Here is a 17598-nt window from a genome sequence, read left to right on the forward strand (position 1 = left end):
CCCGCCGAAACCCTGGTCACGGGGTACCGACCTGTCGGCCCGGACCGGGATGGCCCGCCTACCGCCCGGGGTGGGCGGGGCCCGACGCGAGCGCAGAGGGCCGGCTCCGACATCCGGAGCCGGCCCTCCCGGCCTACCGCCGCCGCGACGGCGATGGACCGTTCGTCACACCTGGGTGAACCGCCACTGCTGGTTGCTCGCCCCGTGACAGGTCCACTGCAACAGGCGGGCGCCGTCGGTGGTGGCGGCGCCGTTGACGTCCAGGCAGAGCCCGCTCTGCACGTTGCGCACCGTGTAGACCCCGGCGGTCGTGGTCGCCGTCGCGGTGAACTTCTGCTGGTTGCCGTTGGTGCAGGTGGCCTGCTGGAGGAACGCCCCTGCGGTGGTGGAGCCGCCGATCACCTCGGCGCACTTGTTGCTGTGCACCGCCTTGAGGTAGACCGCCCCGTTACCGGCGTCCACGGCCTGCCACTTCTGGTTGTTGCCGCCGGTAGCCGCCCACTGGGTGAGCTGCGCGCCGTCGGCGGTGGAGACGCCGCTGACGTCCATCAGCTTGCCGCTGTGCAGCGCGGTGAGCGTCCAGGTCTTCCCTGCCACGCCGGTGCCGGTTCCGGTGCCGGGCACGCCGACACCCGCCCCGCCGAAGGTGTGCGAGTCGAGGTCGAACCAGTTGTTCGTGCTGCCCTTGAACACCAGGTACAGCGGGTGCGTCCCGGACAACGCGGCCACGCTCACCGGCGCGGTGGACTGGTAGTTGTCCCAGCCCCCGGTGCTCGGCACCGGTGTGGTGGCCAGCAGCGTGCCGGTCGGCGAGTCGGCCCGCAGTTCGATCGTGCCGCCACCGGACGGCGACGACAGCCGGTAGCTGACCGTCGAGATGCCCGACAGACTCATCGGGGTGAACGCGATCCAGTCGTTGTTGGAGATGTCACCGACCCGCTTGGTGCTCTCCGCGGCGGCCTGGTCGACCACCCGGATGCCGGACTGGCTGCTGAAGTACTCGGCCTGCTTGTGCTTGGGTTGCAGGATCGCCTGCGCGGTGCCGGTGAGCGGAGACGCGCCGCCGGGGCCGCCGCTGTCGGTGTAGCGGGCGTTGAGCACGTAGAACAGGTTCGCGCCGTCGGGGTGCCCGCCGAGCAGGTCGGTGGAGATGGTGCCCGAGCAGCCCGGGTACTCGGTGGTCTCGTGGGCGTGGTCGTCGTGGCCCAGCGCCGGGTTGACGACCACCTTGGTGCAGTCGACGGTGCCGCCGTCCGGGTCGGTGACGCTGATCTGGTACGACACCTTGTCGCCGAAGGTGAGCATGCCGCCGTTGGCCGGGGTGGTGATGGTGACCACCGGTGCGGTGTTCCCGACGGTGATCTGGACGTTGGCGAAGCCTGTCTTACCCGTGTTGTCGGTGACCTTCAACTGCGCCGTGTAGTTGCCGTTGGTGGTGTAGACGTGCGACGGGTTGGCCGCCGTCGAGGTGGTGCCGTCGCCGAACGTCCACTGGTAGCTCAGCGTGTTGCCCGGGTCCGGGTCGGCCGTGCCGGCGCTGCTGAACTGGACGTTCAGCGGGGCGAGGCCGCTGGTGGGCGTCCCGACGGCCTTGGCGATCGGCGACCGGCCGCCCTGGATGTAGTCGATCCGGTACAGCCCGGAGTCGCTGTTGCCGCCGCCGAAGTTGGTGCCCCACTCCAGCACGTAGAGCGAGCCGTCCTTGCCGAACTCCAGGTCCATCGGCTTGTTGAACCGCCCGCCGGGCAGGAACGTGTTGGTGCGGGTCACCGCCGTCGCCGAGTCGAAGTGCACCTCCTTGAGGTAGCTGCGCGACCACTCGTAGAAGAAGTGCACCCCGTCGTAGTAGGGCGGGAACTTGGTGGCCGACGGGTTCGCCGGGTCGTAGCGGTAGACCGGGCCACCCATCGGGCCGGAGCCGCCGGAGCCCAGCTCCGGGAAGTTCGGCGAGGTGCCGTAGCCGTACCACATGTTGGGGGCGACGACTGGCTTCAGGCTGGTCAGGCCGGTGTTGTTGGGGGAGTTGTTGACCGGGGCGTTGCAGTTGAACTTCGCGCCGACCACCCCGGTGTCCGGATTGAACGGCGCGTAGGGCTGGTTGTCGCCGTGGCAGAACGGCCACCCGTAGTTGCCTGGCGACTTGATCACGTTGAGTTCGACCAGGCCCTCGGGGCCGCGGTTGGTGGTGGGCGGGTTGCGGTCCGGCCCGTAGTCGGCCAGGTAGACCCAGCCGTTGGCCGGGTCGATCGAGAACCGGAACGGGTTGCGGAAGCCCATCGCGTAGATCTCCGGCCGGGTCTGCGCCGTACCCTGGGGGTAGAGGTTGCCGGTCGGGATCGTGTAGCCGCCGCTGTCCGACGGGCGGATGCGCAACAGCTTGCCCCGCAGGTCGTTGGTGTTGCCGGCGCTGCGGGCGGCGTCGAGGTTGGACTTGCCGGCCCGCCAGTCCAGCGGCGCGTAGCCCTGCCAGTTGGGGTCGAGGTTCGGCGGGGTGTCGTCACCGGTGCCGATGTAGAGGTTCCCGTCCGGGCCGAAGTCGATGTAGCCGCCGGTGTGGCCGGGCTCGGGGAAGGTGCGGTCCCGGTACGCCGGGATGTCGATGATCCGGGCCTCGGTGGACAGGTTGAGGGTGTCACCGGACAGCGTGTAGCGGGAGACGCGGTTGACGTCGGTGCTGCTGCTCGCCGGCGAGTGGTAGAGGTACACATAGCCGTTGGTGGCGAAGTTCGGGTCGATCGCCATGCCGGTGAGACCGTCCTCGCCGCCGGTGTAGACGCTCAGGGTGGCGGCGGTGACGGTGCTGTTGGTGGCCGGCTTGAAGATCTTGACCTGGCCGCCGCGTTGGACGTACATGACCCGGCCGTCGGGCAGTACGTTCAGCGCCATCGGGTCGACCGTGTTGTCGTCCAGGGTGCGCTTCTCGAAGTTGCCCCACACGGTGCCGCCGCAGTCGCCGGGCAGGTTGCCGGCGGCCCACTTCACCCCGCCGAGCACGTGGTTGCGGAAGTTCGTCTCGCTGTAGGAGTCGATCGCGTGGCCCATCGCGGTGGCCCACACCCGCCCGCCGGCGGCGGTGCGGCACCAGGAGATCGGGTGGTCCGGGCCCATCGCCCGGGACCCCGGGTTGTACGTCCGCTCGTCGGCGGTCACCAACACGTGCACGTTGCCGCGCGGGTTGGTGTCGAAGTTGTACCACTCCTCGCTGCGGTTCCACCGGTCCGGCAGGCCGGTGGTCGACGGGTGCTGCTTGTCGGCGACGATGGCGGTGCCGGGCAGTACGCCGGGGGAGTGCTCGGGCATGTGGGCGCCGCCGTTGAGGGTCTGGTCCCACCAGGGGTACTCGCCCTCGATGCCCATGTCCAGGGCGTTGTGGATGCCGACGATGCCCTTGCCGCTGGCCAGGTAGCCCTCCACGGCCTGCCGCTGGGCCGCCGAGGTCCAGACCATGCCGGAGGTCTGGAACATGATGATCACGTCGAAGGTGGCCAGGTTGGCCGCGGTGAAGACGCTGGAGTCCTCGGTCTGCACCAGCTCGAAGTTGTTCGCCGCCGCCTGCTGCTGGAACATGCTGATCCCGGCGGGGATCGAGTCGTGCCGGTAGCCCACCGTCTTGGTGAACAGCAGGGCGCGGAAGGCCGGGGCCGCCGACGCGGGTGGTGCGAGTCCGAGCGACAGTAACAGCCCGGCGATCATGCCGATGAGCAACGTGGTGCGACGCATGCCGTCTCCTAGGTGTCGGCGGGAATTTCCGGTGGCGACCACGGCCCGTCCGCGCGTCCGGTGGACGCCGGGACGCGTGGCGGGCGCGGGCGTGCTGCCGGGGTCGGCGGGCCGTCCGCCGCAACGGCCGTCCGCCCCGCATTTCGTCGCGCAGAGTGACGTCGGTGATGTGCCCGCCCGGTGGGCCGCGAGGCCAGGATGGGTCAGTCATCGATAGCTGTCAATGGATGGGGTAAGGTTCGATGTTTCGACGATCCGGCTGCGGGCGCGCGTCGACCCTCGACCCGGTGTCGACGCTGCTCGGGTGCCCGGACCGGCGGCGCGCGAAGATCGAGGATTGTGGAGAAGCATCGAAACATCTATCTTCATACGTGTGATGTTTCGTCGATGTCAAGGAAAGTTTGCTCCTTGGCGACGTAAGCGCTCACGAGGGACAGCGAAAGTTCACCGTCCGGCAGTCCGACCGTGTCGGACGCGGAACATCGACCACGCCGATGACTACTTTCAGTGAGGGTTTCCGGGATGCCCGATCCGCCGCCGCTGCTGACCCTCCGGGGTATCGGCAAGTCCTTCCTCGGGGTACGCGTGCTCGACGGGATCGACCTCGACGTCGCACCGGGCGAGGTGCACGCCGTCGTCGGTGAGAACGGGGCCGGCAAGTCCACCCTCATGAAGATCGTCTCCGGCGGGTACGCCCCGGACACGGGCAGCATCGAGGTGGCCGGTGCACGCCGGGTCCTCCGGGGCCCCCGCGACGCACAGCGGGCCGGGATCGGCATCATCCACCAGGAGTTCAACCTGCTGCCGGAGCGTACCGTCGCCGAAAATGTCCATCTCGGACACGAGCCGGTGCGGCACGGGCTGGTCGACCGGCGGGCGATGCGGGAGCACACCCGCAGCCTGCTCGCCGCGATCGGGGAGACCGACCTGGCCGCCGACACCCGGGTGGGGCGGCTCGGCGTCGCCCAGCAGCAGGTCGTCGAGATCGCCAAGGCGCTCGCCCTGGACGCCCGGCTGCTCATCATGGACGAACCCACCGCCGCGCTGGCCGACCACGAGGTCGAGCTGCTCTACGGGCTGGTCCGCCGGCTCCAGCAGCGGGGCATCGGCGTGCTGTACGTCTCGCACCGGCTCACCGAGGTCTTCGACCTGTCCGACCGGATCACGGTCCTCAAGGACGGCCGCCTGGTCACCACCGTGGACACCGCCGACACCTCCACCGACGACCTCGTCCGGCACATGGTCGGTCGGGAACTGTCCAGCTACTACCCCGACCGGGCCGCCCCTGACGACCTCGGCCCGGTACGCCTGACCGTCCGCGGCGCGGGCAACCGGAAGCTGCGCGCCGTCGACCTGGACCTGCGGGCCGGCGAGGTGCTCGGCATCGGCGGGTTGCAGGGTTCCGGACGCTCGGCGCTGGCCCGTGCGCTGTTCGGCGTCTCCCCGTTCACCACCGGCGACGTGACGCTGGACGGCCGGCCGGTGCGGCTGCGTTCACCCCGCGCCGCCGTGCGGGCCGGCATCGCCTACGTCACCGAGGACCGCAAGGGCGAGGGGATCGTGCCCCGGCAGTCGGTGCTCGACAACGCGCTGCTCGCCGGCCGGGCCGTCTTCCCGGCCCGGTCCGGTCACGCCGCCCGCACCCGCCGGGTCCGTGACCTGCTCGCCGCCGTCGAGGTCCGCGCCGCCGGCGACGACCAGGAGATCCGTTTCCTGTCCGGCGGCAACCAGCAGAAGGTGGTGCTGGCCCGCTGGCTGGCGCTCGACCCCCGGGTGCTGCTGTTCGACGAGCCGACCCGGGGCATCGACGTGGGGGCGAAGTCGGCCATCCACGACCTCGTCCGCCGGCTGGCCCGCGACGGCGCGGCGGTGCTGATGATCTCGTCGGACCTGCCCGAGCTGCTGGGGATGAGCGACCGGATCGTCGTCATGCGCGACGGCCGGATAGCCGGCGAACTCCCCGCCGACGCCACCGAGGAGGACGTCGTGGCCCTCGCCGTCGGCCACGCCCCGGAGGCCGACCGGTGAGCGCGAGGAGTGAGCCGGGTTTGCTGTCGTTGTTGCCGGTCCGACGTCGGATGCCGGGCGTGTTCGTGGCGCTGGGGCTCACCCTGGCGGTCGGCTGGCTGGTCGTCCTGGTCGACGGCGGGCAGCTGTTCAACCAGGCTACGACGGTGAGCCTGCTGCACGTCGCGGCCGGTCTCGGGCTCGTCGCCGTCGGCCAGACGCTGGTCATCCTCGGTGGTTCGCTGGACCTCTCGGTGGCGTACGTGATCAGTCTGAGCACCCTGGTCGCGGCCGAGACGATGAACGGCAGCGACGGCGCGCTGCTGCCGGCGGTCGGTCTGGCGCTCGCGGTCAGCGCCGGGGTGGGGCTGCTCAACGGGCTGCTCGTGACCCGGTTCCGGGTCAACGCGTTCATCGCCACCCTCGGCGTCGGGCTGCTGCTCAAGGGGTACCTCGACAGCAACTACGACGGCCCGGCCGGGACCACCTCGCCCGCGCTGGTGCAGTCGCTGGGCTACCAGCGGGTCGGCCCGGTGCCGCTGTCGTTCCTGCTGCTGCTGGCGCTGACCGGGGTGGTCTGGTTCGCGCTGGCACGGACCCGCTTCGGGCACCATCTGGTCGCCGTGGGCGGCGATCCGGAGGTGGCCCGGCTCTCCGGGGTCCGCAACGACCGGGTCCTCGTCGCCGCGCACGTGCTGTGCTCGCTGTGTGCCGGGCTGGCCGGGATCTACCTGGCCAGCCGGCTCGGTTCGGGTGCGCCCCGGGTGGGCACCGAGGGCCTCTACGACCTGGAGTCGATCGCCGCGGTGGTGATCGGCGGGACCGCGCTCGCCGGTGGGCGGGGCGGGGTCGTCGGCACGGTCGGCGGGGTGCTGCTGCTCGCCAGCATCGACGCGATCTTCAACCAGCTTGAGGTGGACGCCTTCTTCAAGCAGGTGATCCGCGGCGTGGTGATCATCGCCGCGGTCGCCGTCTACGCCCGTCGGGCCCTGCGGAAGGCGGCGTCCTAGCCATGCAGCTCGTCCAGCGTCGTCCGTCGTCACCGCGTCGCGTCCGGCTGCGCCCCGGCGGGGTGCTGCCGATCCTGGCCCTCCTCGCGGTGCTGCTGGTGCTCGTCGGCATCCGGCAGCCCGACTTCCTCGACCCGCCGTCGCTGATGTCCTTCCTCGGCCGGTCGGCGCCGGTCATCCTGCTGGCCGCCGGCCAGTACTTCGTGATCGTCTCCGGTGAGTTCGACCTGTCGGTGGGCTCACTGGTCACCGCGCAGGTGGTGGTGGCGGCCCGGCTGATCGACAGCGATCCGGCCCGGACCTGGCCGGTGGTGCTGCTCCTGCTCGTCTTCGGCGCGCTGGTCGGGCTGGTCAACGGCCTGGTCACGACGCGCCTGCGGGTGCCGTCGTTCATCACCACGCTGGGCATGTTCCTGATCCTGGTCGGCGCGGTCTACCTGTGGTCGGACGGCGCGCCGAAGGGTGGCCTCTCCGAGGAGTTCCGCCGGTTCGGCAGGCGGGCGATCGAGGACGTGCCGCTGCTCGGCCGGATGCCGTACGCGCTGCTGGTCCTGGTGGTCGTCGCGGCGCTCGCGGTCCTGCTGATGCGGTCGGACTTCGGCCGGACCCTGCTGGCCGTCGGCGACAACCCGCGCACCGCGCAGCTGAGCGGGGTGCGCGTCTGGCGTACCCGGACGGTCGCCTTCGTCCTCAGCGGGCTCGCGGCGGCCGTGGCGGCGATCCTGCTCGGCGGCTACAGCGGGGTGTCCTTCCAGGCCGGGGCGGGCCTGGAGTTCGGGGCGATCACCGCGGTGGTGCTCGGTGGCGTGGCGCTCGGCGGGGGCCGTGGCTCGGTCGTCGGCGCGATGCTCGGCGCGCTCAGCCTCGAACTGCTCTTCGCCCTGATGAACTTCTACGGCGTCTCCGGCGCCCTCAGGTCCACCGTCCAGGGCGCGATCATCCTGCTCGCCGTGGCGGTCTCGGCTACCCGTTCTTCGTCACGATAAGGGGAAACCATAGTGCGACGTTGCCTGGCGGCGCTGGCCGCCGTCACCCTGCTGTCCCTGACCGCCTGCGCCACCGACGAACCGGGCGGAGGGCCGGGCGGCGGTTCCACCTCGGCCGCCGGTTCGGGCACCGGGGAGCAGTCGAAGTTCTTCGTGCAGGCCGACTACGACGCCGAGTTGGCGCTGCTCGGCGCGACCCCGACCGGCCCGGCGGACAAGCCGTGGGAGCAGATGCTCAACCCGACCATGGTGGACACCACGACGTTCAAGAAGGCCGGCCCGCACAAGCTCTGCTTCTCGAACGCGGCGCTGAACAACCCGTGGCGGCAGGTCGGGTTCAAGACCATGCAGGCGGAGGTGGCCGCGCAGGGCAGCCGGATCAGTGAGTTCGTGCACGTCGACGCCGAGGGCAAGGACCAGAAGCAGATCGCCGACATCAACGACCTGCTCGGCAAGGGCTGCGACGCGCTGATCGTCTCGCCGAACACCACCGCCACGCTCACCCCGGCCGTCGAGGCGGCCTGCAAGGCCGGCCTGCCGGTGGTCGTGTTCGACCGTGGGGTCAGCACGAAGTGCCCGGTGACGTTCATCAACCCGATCGGCGGTTACGGTTTCGGCCACGTCGGGGCGGAGTTCGTCAGCCAGAAGATCAAGCCGGGCGGTAAGGTCCTCGCCCTGCGCATCCTGCCCGGCGTCGACGTGCTGGAGACCCGCTGGTCGGCGGCGAAGGTGGCGTTCGACAAGGCGAAGGTCGACGTGGTGGGGGTCGAGTTCACCGACGGCGACCCGGCCAAGACCAAGAAGATCGTCGACGACTACCTCCAGCGGTACGGCACCATCGACGGCGTGTGGATGGACGCCGGCGCGGTCGCCGTCGCGGCCGTCGAGGCGTTCCAGGACGCGGGCAAGCCGGTGCCGCCGATCAACGGGGAGGACCAGCTCGACTTCCTGAAGGTGTGGAAGGACAAGGGCCTGACCGCGATCGCGCCGACGTACCCGACGTACCAGTGGCGTACGCCGGTCATCGCGGCGCTGCGCATCCTCGACGGGCAGCAGGTGGCCAACCCGTGGAAGCTGCCCCAGCCGACCATCACCCAGGACAACCTGGACCGGTACCTGGACCCGGGCATGCCGCCGCTGCACTACGCGATGTGCGGCTGCACCGACCTGCCCGGTTACCCGCAGCGCTGGAAGTAGGCCCGGTGTACGCGTTCGGGGTGAACCCCTGGGTGTGGGCGTCGCCCGTCGACGACGAGGCCCTCGCCACGCTGGTGCCGCGGATCGCGTCGTTCGGCTTCGACGCGGTGGAACTGCCGATCGAGCAGCCCGGCGACTGGGACCCGGCCCGGACCCGGGACCTGCTGGCCGCGCACGGTCTGGTCGCGGCGGCGGTCTGCGCGGTCACCCCGCCGGGGCGGGAACTGGTCGACGCCGCCCCGGCGGTGGTGGAGTCGACGGTGGCGTACCTGCGGGGGTGCGTGGCGGCTGCGGCGGCGGTCGGTGCGCCCTGCGTGGGCGGTCCGGTGTACGCCTCGGTCGGGCGTACCTGGCGGATGTCGCAGGCGGCGCGGGCGGCCTGCCATGCGGACTTCCGGCGGGCGCTGACGCCGGTGGCCGAGCAGGCCGGCGAGTGCGGCGTGAGCATCGGGGTGGAGGCGCTGAACCGGTACGAGACGAGCGTGGTCAACACCGTCGGGCAGACGATCGAGCTGATCGACGGGTTGCCGTCGAGCGTCGGCATCATGATCGACACTTACCACATGAACATCGAGGAGTCCGATCCGTATGCGGCGCTCGCCGCCGCCGGCCCGTACGTCAAGCACGTCCAGGTCAGCGGCACCCACCGGGGTGCCCCGGGGTCGGACCACTTCGACTGGCCGCGGTTCTTCGCCGTGCTGGGGGAGACCGGCTACCGGGGTGCGGTCTGCATCGAGTCGTTCACGGCGGAGAACGACACGATCGCGACGGCGGCGGCGATCTGGCGTCCGCTGGCGCCCTCGCAGGACCGGCTGGCCACCGACGGCCTGCGACACCTGCGGGCGGTCACGGCGCGCGTCCCGGCCGGCGGATAGGGCGTTCGGAACGGCCCGTCGGGACGTCTCGTCGGGGTGGCCGGACCATCGGCCGGCCACCCCGACGTCCTGCCGGCGGCAGGACTCCCGTCCTTGTCTTGACAAGGCGAGCGGGACCGCAGGACAGTCGTCGTACTTATTGATGCCCAACGATTTATGGCGGGGTGTGCCATGCGAAAATCGCTGACGGCGGTGGTCGCCGTCGTTGTTGCCCTGGTCGCGACGATGGCGGCGGTCTCGCACGCCGGTACGGCGAACGCCGCCGCCGGCTGCCGGGTGGACTACGTCGTCACCAGCCAGTGGACCGACGGCTTCCAGGCCGACCTCGTGGTCACCAACCTCGGTGCGCCGGTCAACGGCTGGACGTTACGGTTCGCGTTCCCCGCCGTCGACCAGCGGATCGCACAGAGCTGGAGCGCCACCTGGACCCAGACCGGCCAGCAGGTCAGCGCGACCAACCTCAACTGGAACGCGGCCCTCGGCACCAACGGCTCGGCGAACATCGGTTTCGTCGGTGCCTGGTTCCTCAGCAACCCCAAACCGGCGGCGTTCACCCTCAACGGCGTCGCCTGCACCGGCGGGGTGCTGCCCAGCATGACACCGACCGGGCCGACCACCTCGCCACCGGTCGCCGACTACCCGGCGATCGTCACCTGGCTCAGCCCGGCCGCCGGGGCGGTGTACACCGCACCCGGTCCCGTCCCGCTCGCGGCGACCGCGACCGTGGGCGGCGGCCACCACATCACCGGGGTGTCGTTCCGGGTGGACGGCGTCACGGTGGCCCAGGGCGTGCGGTCCGCCGGCGACCGGTACGACGCGTCGTGGACCCCGCCGGTCGGGGCCCCCGGGACCAGCACCAGCTACCAGCTGTACGTCTCCGCCGGCACCGACCAGTCGCTGTCCGGCGGTGCCCCGCCCCGGCTGATCACGGTGGTCACGCCCCCGACCAGCGGCACCAACCAGCCACCGAGGGTGGCGCTGAGCACCCCCGGCGGGCAGACCTACTTCCCCGGACCGAGCACCGTCACGCTGACCGCCGACGTCACCGAGGTCGACGCCGGCGACGCGGTCGACCGGGTGGAGCTGTACCTCGGCGCGACCCGGTCGACCGCGACGCCGACCCGCAACGGACAGCGCTTCCAGTTCCAGGTCGACCTGGCGGCGGTCGGTTCGTCGACCTTCACCGTCCGGGCGTACGACACCCGCGGTGGCATCGGCATCTCCCACCCGCTGACCCTGATCGTCTTCTAGCTGGTCGCCTCCGGTCACCGGGCCCGCCGGGTACGCACCCGGCGGGCCCGGTGACCGGGCGCGGACGGTGCCGCCGGCCCGGCACCGTCCGACGGGTCACGACCCGTCGGACGGTGCGGCGGGCAGGTACCCGCGGGCGACGAAGAACTCGACGTGCCGGCGGAACAGCGCCCGGGTCGCCGGTGGGCAGACGATGCCGCTGCCCGCGAGCGCCTCGACGGTCTCCCGGTCGTCCACCGGCGGGTAGAACCGCTCCGGGGCCTGCGCCATCACCTCGAAGGCGTCCAGCAGCGGCAGCAGCGCGTTCTCCGGGTCACCGGTGATCGCGGCCCGCCAGTCCTGCGGGTCGCGGTCGGTCAGCCGGTAGCCGGCCGCCCGCAGCTCGTCCACCATCTCCCCGAACGTCACGGCGCTCTGGTTGGCCACGTGGAACGTGCCCCCGGCGGCCTGCGCCCGCCGGGAGATGTGCACGATCGCGGCGCTGCTGTAGCTGACCGGCATCAGCCGGAACCGCACCGGGATGCGCCCCGGCACGGCGGCGGCCTGGAGCATGCCCTTCACCGCCAGCCAGACGAAGTCCCGGCTCTGGCACGCCCCGGTACGGTCGTCCCCGGCGATCAGGTCGATCCGGTAGACGGAGATCGGCAGCCCACGGGCGCGGCCGATCTCGATCATCTGCTCGGCCACCCACTTGCTCTGGGTGTACCCGGTGGGCAGGGTGCTGCCGGGACCGGTCGGGTCGCTGGCCCGGATGGGCACCCCGGCGGTGTCCCTGCCGACGAAGACGCCGAGCGTGGAGACGTGGTGCACCGGCACGGTGCGGTACCGCGCCGCCAGTCGCAGGATCTCCTCCGTGCCCAGCACGTTCGCCCCCTTCACCGTGGCGTACGGCTGCACCCAGTTGACGGCCGCGCCGGCGTGGTAGACCGCGTCGACCGTACGGGCGAGGACGTCGTACCGGTCGCCGTCCAGGCCCAGTCCGGGCGCGGCGAGGTCGCCGACCTCCACCACCACCCGCTCCGCGTCGATCTCGTTCCCGATGCCGTACCACTCCAGGTTGGCGCGCAGCCGCTGCCACGCCGCCTCCCCGTCCGCCGCCCGGACCAGGCAGTGCACCCGGGCGTCGGTGTCGCGCAGCAGGTCCCGCAGCAGGAACGCGCCGAGGAAACCGGTCGCGCCGGTCAGCAGCACCGCACGCGGATCCTCCACGACGCGGACGAGGTCGGCGGCGGGCCGGATGTCCTCGGCGAGCCGTACCTCGGCAGCGAAGTCGATCTCCACCGGGGCGGCGGGCGCGACGTCACCACCGAGCTGCCCGTCGAGGAACGTGGCCACGGCGTCGACGTTCGGGTGGTCGAAGACGAACGTGGTGGGCAGCCGCAGCTCGGTCAGCGCGCCGAGCCGGTTGCGGAACTCCACCCCGGTCAGGGAATCGAAGCCGAGCTCCGTGAACGGCTGCCCGACCGGTATCCCGGCGGGGTCGGCGTGACCCAGCACCGCCCCGGCCTCGGCCCGCACCACCTGGACGAGCAGCTCGCGGCGTTCCTCGACGGGTAGGCCGGCCAGGGCCTCGGTGAGCGACGGGCCCGACGTCGCGTCGTTGCGGACACGTCCCCGGCGCGGCTGACGGAGCAACCCGTCGAACAACGCCGGCACCGCCGACGGCTGCCCGCGCAGGGCGGCGAGGTCGAGCGGTGCGGCCACCGAGGTCGCCCACTGCAACGCGAGCGCCGCGTCGAGCATCGGCGGCCCCTGCTCGGTGGCGATCGGTGGGTAACCGGCCCGGGTGATCCGCTCGACGTCGGCGCTGCTCAACTCCCCGTCCGCGCCGCTGACCGCCCACAGCCCCCAGGCGACCGAGGTGGCCGCGAGCCCGAGCGCCCGCCGGTGCTCGGCGAGCGCGTCCAGGAAGGTGTTCGCGCCGGCGTAGCTGGACTGTCCGGCACCGCCGATGACGCCGGCCAGCGAGGAGAACAGCACGAACGCCGACAGGTCGAGGTGCCGGGTCAGCTCGTGCAGGTGCCAGGCCGCGTCCACCTTGGGCCGCAGCACCGCCGCCAGCCGTGCCGGGGTCACCGCCGTGACGAGGCCGTCGTCGATGGTGCCCGCCGCGTGCACCACCCCGGTCAACGGACGGTCGGCCGGCAGGGCCGCCAGGGTCGCGGCGAGCGCCTCCCGGTCGGCGGTGTCGCAGGCGGCCACCGTGACCCGGGTGCCCAGCGCGGTCAACTCCTCGACGAGGAGGTCGACGCCGGGGGCCTGCCGGCCGCGCCGGCTGGTCAGCAGCAGGTCGGTGACGCCGTGCCGGGTGACCAGGTGCCGGGCGAAGAGCCGGCCGAGGGTACCCGTACCGCCGGTGATCAGCACCGTGCCGCCCGGCCGCCAGACCGGCGGCGTCGCCGGTGGCTCGGGTGCCCGGCGCAGCCGGGGGAGCAGCACCCGGCCGGCCCGGACGGCGCACTGGGACAGGCCGGCCCGGACGACTGCCGACAGCAGCCCGGTGGACCCGACGTCGTCGGACCCGCCGTCGACCAGCACGAAGCGCCCCGGGTTCTCGGACTGGGCCGACCGCAGCTGACCCCAGACCGTGGCCGCCGCCGGGTCGGTCACCGGCGCACCGACGGCACCCCGGGTGGTCACCACGAGCGGCACGTCGTCGAGCGTCGGATCGGCGAGCCACGCCTGCACCAGCAGCAGTACGCGCCGGGCGTGCCGGTGGGCCTCGGCGGCGCTGTCCGCCCCGCCCGCGGCGGCCGACCGGCAGTCGTAGCGCACGGCGTCCGCCCCGGCGACCCCGGCCAGCGCCCGGACCAACGTCTCCGGCCGGTCCGGGGCCTCGGGCGCGAGGACGGCCCAGGTCGTCGGCGTCGCCGGGGCGGGCAGCTCGATCGCCTCCCAGCCCAGGTGCAGCAGGGCATCGTGGGCGCGGTCACCGGCCCGGGAGAGCGCCACCGGATCGAGCTCGGCGAACCGGAGCGCGTCGAGGGTGGCCACCACCCGGCCGGCGAGGTCGGTGAGGACGGCCCGGAACGCGCCGTCGGGCGTGGGCGTCACCCGGGCCCGCACCGTCGTCGCACCGACGGCGTGCACCTGCCAGCCGCGCCAGCCGGCGACCACCCGGGCCCCGCCCGGCGTCGCGAGCCGCGCCGCCTGCGCGACCGCCTCGACGAGTACGGGGTGGGTGGCGTAGGGGGACACCTCGTCGACCAGCCCGGCGGGCAGGGTGAGTTCGGCGTGGACGGTCGACGAACCGGGGACCGTCCAGGCCGCGGTCACCGCGTGCAGCTGCGGCTCGTACCGGACGTCGGCGCAGGAGCACCGCTCGTGGACCTCGTCGGACGGGATCTCGACGGCGTCGTCAGGCGGCCACTGCCTGTCGGGGGTGACGTCGAGGGCCGCGCGGACCCCGAGTTCGCCCTCGGCGTGCAGCCGCCAGCTCACCTCGCCGTCCTCCGGCCGGGCGTGCACGGTGACCTGCCGGGCCTGCCGCTCGTCCGGGGGACCGACCCGGACCTGGAGGTGCAGCCCACCCCGCGCGGGCAGCACCAGCGGTGCGACGACCCGCAACTCACCCACCACGTTCGCACCCACCTCGTCGCCCGCGCGTACCGCCAGCTCCAGCAGGGCCGCCGACGGCACCACCGGTTGGCCGGCCACGGTGTGCCCGGTCAGCCAGGGCACGGCCGCCCGGGACAACCGGCTGCTGAACAGCGTCTCCGCGCTACCCGCCACCGGGACCGCCACCCCGAGCAACGGGTGGTCGGTGGCCCGCAGACCCAGCCCGCCGGCCTCCCGGGACCGCCCGCCGGCCACGTGCCAGTAACGCTCCTGCTGGAACGGGTACGTCGGCAGCCGGACCGGCCGCGCCCCCGACCCCGCGAACGGGTACGCCCGGTCGACCGCGACGCCCTGCACGTGCAGCTCGGCGAAGGACCGGTGGAACTGTGCCGGGCCGCCCGCGTCGCGGCGCAGCGTGCCGGCGACCACGGCCGCCTCCCCCAGGTTGTCGCGCAGCGGGCCGATCAGCACCGGGTGCGCGCTCACCTCGACGAACACCCCGTGCCCGGCGTCGGCGAGGGCGCGGACGGCCGAGGAGAACTCCACCGGCCGACGCATGTTGTCGTACCAGTAGCCGGCGTCCATGGTGGACGTGTCGAGCCAGTCCCCGGTCACTGTCGACAGCAGCGGAACCGTGCCGGGGCGCGGGCTGATCCCGGCGAGCGCGGTGAGCATCTCGTCGCGGATCGCGGCCACCTGCGGGGAGTGCGACGGGAAGTCGGCCGGGAAGCGTTTCGTCCGGGCGCCCTCGGCGGCGCACCGGGCGAGGAACTCGCCGAGGGCGTCCCGGTCACCGGCGACGAGCACCGACGTCGGACCGTTCTCCACCGCGACCGTGAGGCGACCGTCCCAGTCGGCCAGCCGACGCTCCACGACCGCGCGGGGCAGGGCGACGGCCCCCATCCCACCCCGACCCTCCAACGCGAGGGCGAGCCGGCTGCGGACCGCGATCACCCGCGCGCCGTCCTGGAGGCTCAGCGCCCCGGCGACGACCGCGGCGGCGATCTCGCCCTGGGAGTGGCCGACGACGGCGGCCGGCCGAAGCCCCGCCGCCTGCCAGACGGCGGCCAGCGAGACGTGCACGGCGAACAGGGCCGGCTGCACCACGTCGAGCCGGTCGAGGCCCGGGGCGTCGGGGGCGCCCCGCAACACGTCGTCGAGCGACCAGTCCAGGTACGGCTCGAACGCCTTCACGCACTCGGCGATCCGGTCGGCGAACTCGTCGGAGGTGCGGCGCAACTCGGCGGCCATGGCCGGCCACTGGCTGCCCTGGCCGGGAAAGACGAAGACCGTCCGGCCACGGTCGGCGGCCGTGCCGGTGACCACGTGTTCGGCCGTCCCGCCCGCCGCCAGGGCGTCGAGGCCGGCCAGCACCTCGGGCAGTTCCCGGCCGACCACGGCGGCCCGCTGCTCCAGTACGGCACGGGTGGTGGCCAGCGAGAACGCCACGTCCCGCAGCGTCGCGGGCTCGGCGGCCTCCGGCAGGTCCCGCAGGTGTCCGCCGAGGCGGGCGGCCTGTGCCCGCAGCGCCTGCGGGGTCCGGGCCGACAACAACCAGGGCAGGGCGGTGGCCTTCGCGTCGTCCGGCTCCGCGGGCGGGTCGTCCGGGGCGGGGGCCTGTTCGAGGATCAGGTGCGCGTTGGTGCCGCTCGCGCCGAACGCCGACACCGCGCCCCGCCGGGGTGCCCCGGTCACCGGCCACGGCCGCGTCTCGGCGAGCAGTTCCAGGTCACCGACGGACCAGTCGACCAGCGGGGTCGGTTCGTCCAGGTGCAGGAGCCGGGGCAGCACGCCGTGCCGCAGGGCCTGGATCATCTTGATGATGCCGCCGATGCCGGAGGCGGCCTGGGCGTGCCCGATGTTGGACTTCAGCGACCCGACGAGCAGCGGTCGTCCGGGTGCCCTCGCCGCACCGTAGGTGTTGAGCAGCGCCCGGGCCTCGATCGGGTCGCCCAGCCGGGTGCCCGTGCCGTGTGCCTCCACGGCGTCGACGTCGGCGGGGGTCAGGCCGGCGCTCGCCAGCGCCTGCCTGATCACCCGCTCCTGGGCCGGGCCGTGCGGCGCGGTCAGCCCGTTGGACGCGCCGTCGGAGTTGACGGCGCTGCCGCGGATCAGCGCGAGGACCCGGTGACCGTGGCGTCGGGCGTCGGAGAGACGTTCGAGGACGACCAGTCCGGCCCCCTCCGACCAGCCGATACCGTCCGCCGCGGCGGCGAACGGCTTGCAGCGGCCGTCGGCGGCGAGGCCCCGTTGCCGGGCCCCGTCGAGATACCCGCCGGGGTGCGCGGCGACGTACGACGCACCGGCCAGGGCCAGTGTGGACTCGCCCGCGCGCAACGACTGCGCGGCCAGGTGCACCGCGACGAGTGCCGACGAGCACGCCGTGTCGATCGACACCGCCGGCCCCTCCAACCCGAGGGTGTACGCGATCCGACCCGACGCCATGCTGCTGAGCTTGCTGGTCATCTGGTAGCCCTCGAACTCGGCAGGCGCGTCGAGGTCGAGATAGCTCTGCTCCACCAGCCCCGCGAAGACCCCCGTGCGGCTCTCCCGCAGGCCGGTCGGGTCGATGCCGGCGTCCTCCAGCGCCTCCCAGGCGGCCTCCAGCAGAATCCGCTGCTGCGGATCCATCGCCAGCGCCTCCCGGGGAGAGATCCCGAAGAACGCGGCGTCGAACCGGCCGGCCGAGTCGACGAAGCCGGCCTCCCGGATGTAGGTCGTGCCCGGGTGGGCCGGGTCGGGGTGGTAGAGCGCCTCGACGTCCCAGCCCCGGTCGGTCGGGAAGGCGCTGATCTCGTCGCGCTCACCGACCGCGACCTGCCACAGTTCGTCGGCGTTGGCGGCACCGGGAAACCGGCACGACATGCCGACGACCACCACCGGGTCCCGGTCGCCGGCCTCCAGTTCGGCGATCCGTCCGCGTGCCTTCTGGAGGTCGGCCGTGACCCACTTGAGGTAGTCGACGAGCTTCTCTTCGTTGGACATCGGGTCCGT

7 protein-coding genes and 1 pseudogene are annotated in these 17598 nt (G+C 72.7%); 6 read left to right on the forward strand and 2 right to left on the reverse strand.

The window, feature by feature from the left end; all coding sequences use genetic code 11:
• Nucleotides 1-165 precede the first annotated feature (165 nt).
• Nucleotides 166-3720 (reverse strand): ThuA domain-containing protein, encoded by a 3555-nt coding sequence (locus ACN267_RS04695; RefSeq protein ID WP_281896245.1) that lies wholly within the window; start codon nucleotides 3718-3720, stop codon nucleotides 166-168.
• A gap of 522 nt (nucleotides 3721-4242) precedes the next feature.
• On the opposite strand from ACN267_RS04695, the gene ACN267_RS04700 reads away from it, so the two are divergent.
• The 6 genes from ACN267_RS04700 to ACN267_RS04725 all read left to right on the forward strand — a co-directional run bounded on the left by ACN267_RS04700 (nucleotide 4243) and on the right by ACN267_RS04725 (nucleotide 11046).
• The gene (locus ACN267_RS04700) at nucleotides 4243-5748 is read left to right on the forward strand and encodes a sugar ABC transporter ATP-binding protein (protein WP_204961776.1); all 1506 of its coding nucleotides are present in this window, start codon (nucleotides 4243-4245) and stop codon (nucleotides 5746-5748) included.
• A 32-nt stretch (nucleotides 5749-5780) separates the two neighbouring features.
• Nucleotides 5781-6737, forward strand: coding sequence for an ABC transporter permease (locus ACN267_RS04705; protein ID WP_421488015.1), 957 nt, complete (start codon nucleotides 5781-5783; stop codon nucleotides 6735-6737).
• A 2-nt stretch (nucleotides 6738-6739) separates the two neighbouring features.
• Complete coding sequence (locus tag ACN267_RS04710; RefSeq protein WP_204961778.1) at nucleotides 6740-7723, forward strand: ABC transporter permease; 984 nt, start codon at nucleotides 6740-6742, stop codon at nucleotides 7721-7723.
• 12 nt (nucleotides 7724-7735) lie between these two features.
• The gene (locus tag ACN267_RS04715) at nucleotides 7736-8920 is read left to right on the forward strand and encodes a substrate-binding domain-containing protein (RefSeq protein WP_281896254.1); all 1185 of its coding nucleotides are present in this window, start codon (nucleotides 7736-7738) and stop codon (nucleotides 8918-8920) included.
• 5 nt (nucleotides 8921-8925) lie between these two features.
• The gene (locus ACN267_RS04720; protein WP_421488016.1) at nucleotides 8926-9795 is read left to right on the forward strand and encodes a sugar phosphate isomerase/epimerase family protein; all 870 of its coding nucleotides are present in this window, start codon (nucleotides 8926-8928) and stop codon (nucleotides 9793-9795) included.
• Nucleotides 9796-9966: 171 nt separating this feature from the next.
• The gene (locus tag ACN267_RS04725) at nucleotides 9967-11046 is read left to right on the forward strand and encodes a cellulose binding domain-containing protein (RefSeq protein ID WP_421488017.1); all 1080 of its coding nucleotides are present in this window, start codon (nucleotides 9967-9969) and stop codon (nucleotides 11044-11046) included.
• A gap of 96 nt (nucleotides 11047-11142) precedes the next feature.
• Here the strand turns inward: ACN267_RS04725 and ACN267_RS04730 are convergent.
• Nucleotides 11143-17589: pseudogene (locus tag ACN267_RS04730) on the reverse strand (thioester reductase domain-containing protein); the annotation flags it as partial.
• Nucleotides 17590-17598: the final 9 nt, after the last annotated feature.

It is taken from the genome of Micromonospora sp. WMMD734, assembly GCF_049178975.1.
GTDB classification, from domain to species: Bacteria; Actinomycetota; Actinomycetes; order Mycobacteriales; family Micromonosporaceae; genus Micromonospora; species Micromonospora wenchangensis.

Excerpts from the sequence above, each read along its gene's own strand:
- ACN267_RS04710 (WP_204961778.1), top strand. The coding sequence starts at position 6,740 with ATGCAGCTCGTCCAGCGTCGTCCGTCGTCACCGCGTCGCGTCCGGCTG.
- ACN267_RS04725 (WP_421488017.1), top strand. The coding sequence starts at position 9,967 with ATGCGAAAATCGCTGACGGCGGTGGTCGCCGTCGTTGTTGCCCTGGTC.
- ACN267_RS04695 (WP_281896245.1), bottom strand. The coding sequence starts at position 3,720 with ATGCGTCGCACCACGTTGCTCATCGGCATGATCGCCGGGCTGTTACTG.
- ACN267_RS04700 (WP_204961776.1), top strand. The coding sequence starts at position 4,243 with ATGCCCGATCCGCCGCCGCTGCTGACCCTCCGGGGTATCGGCAAGTCC.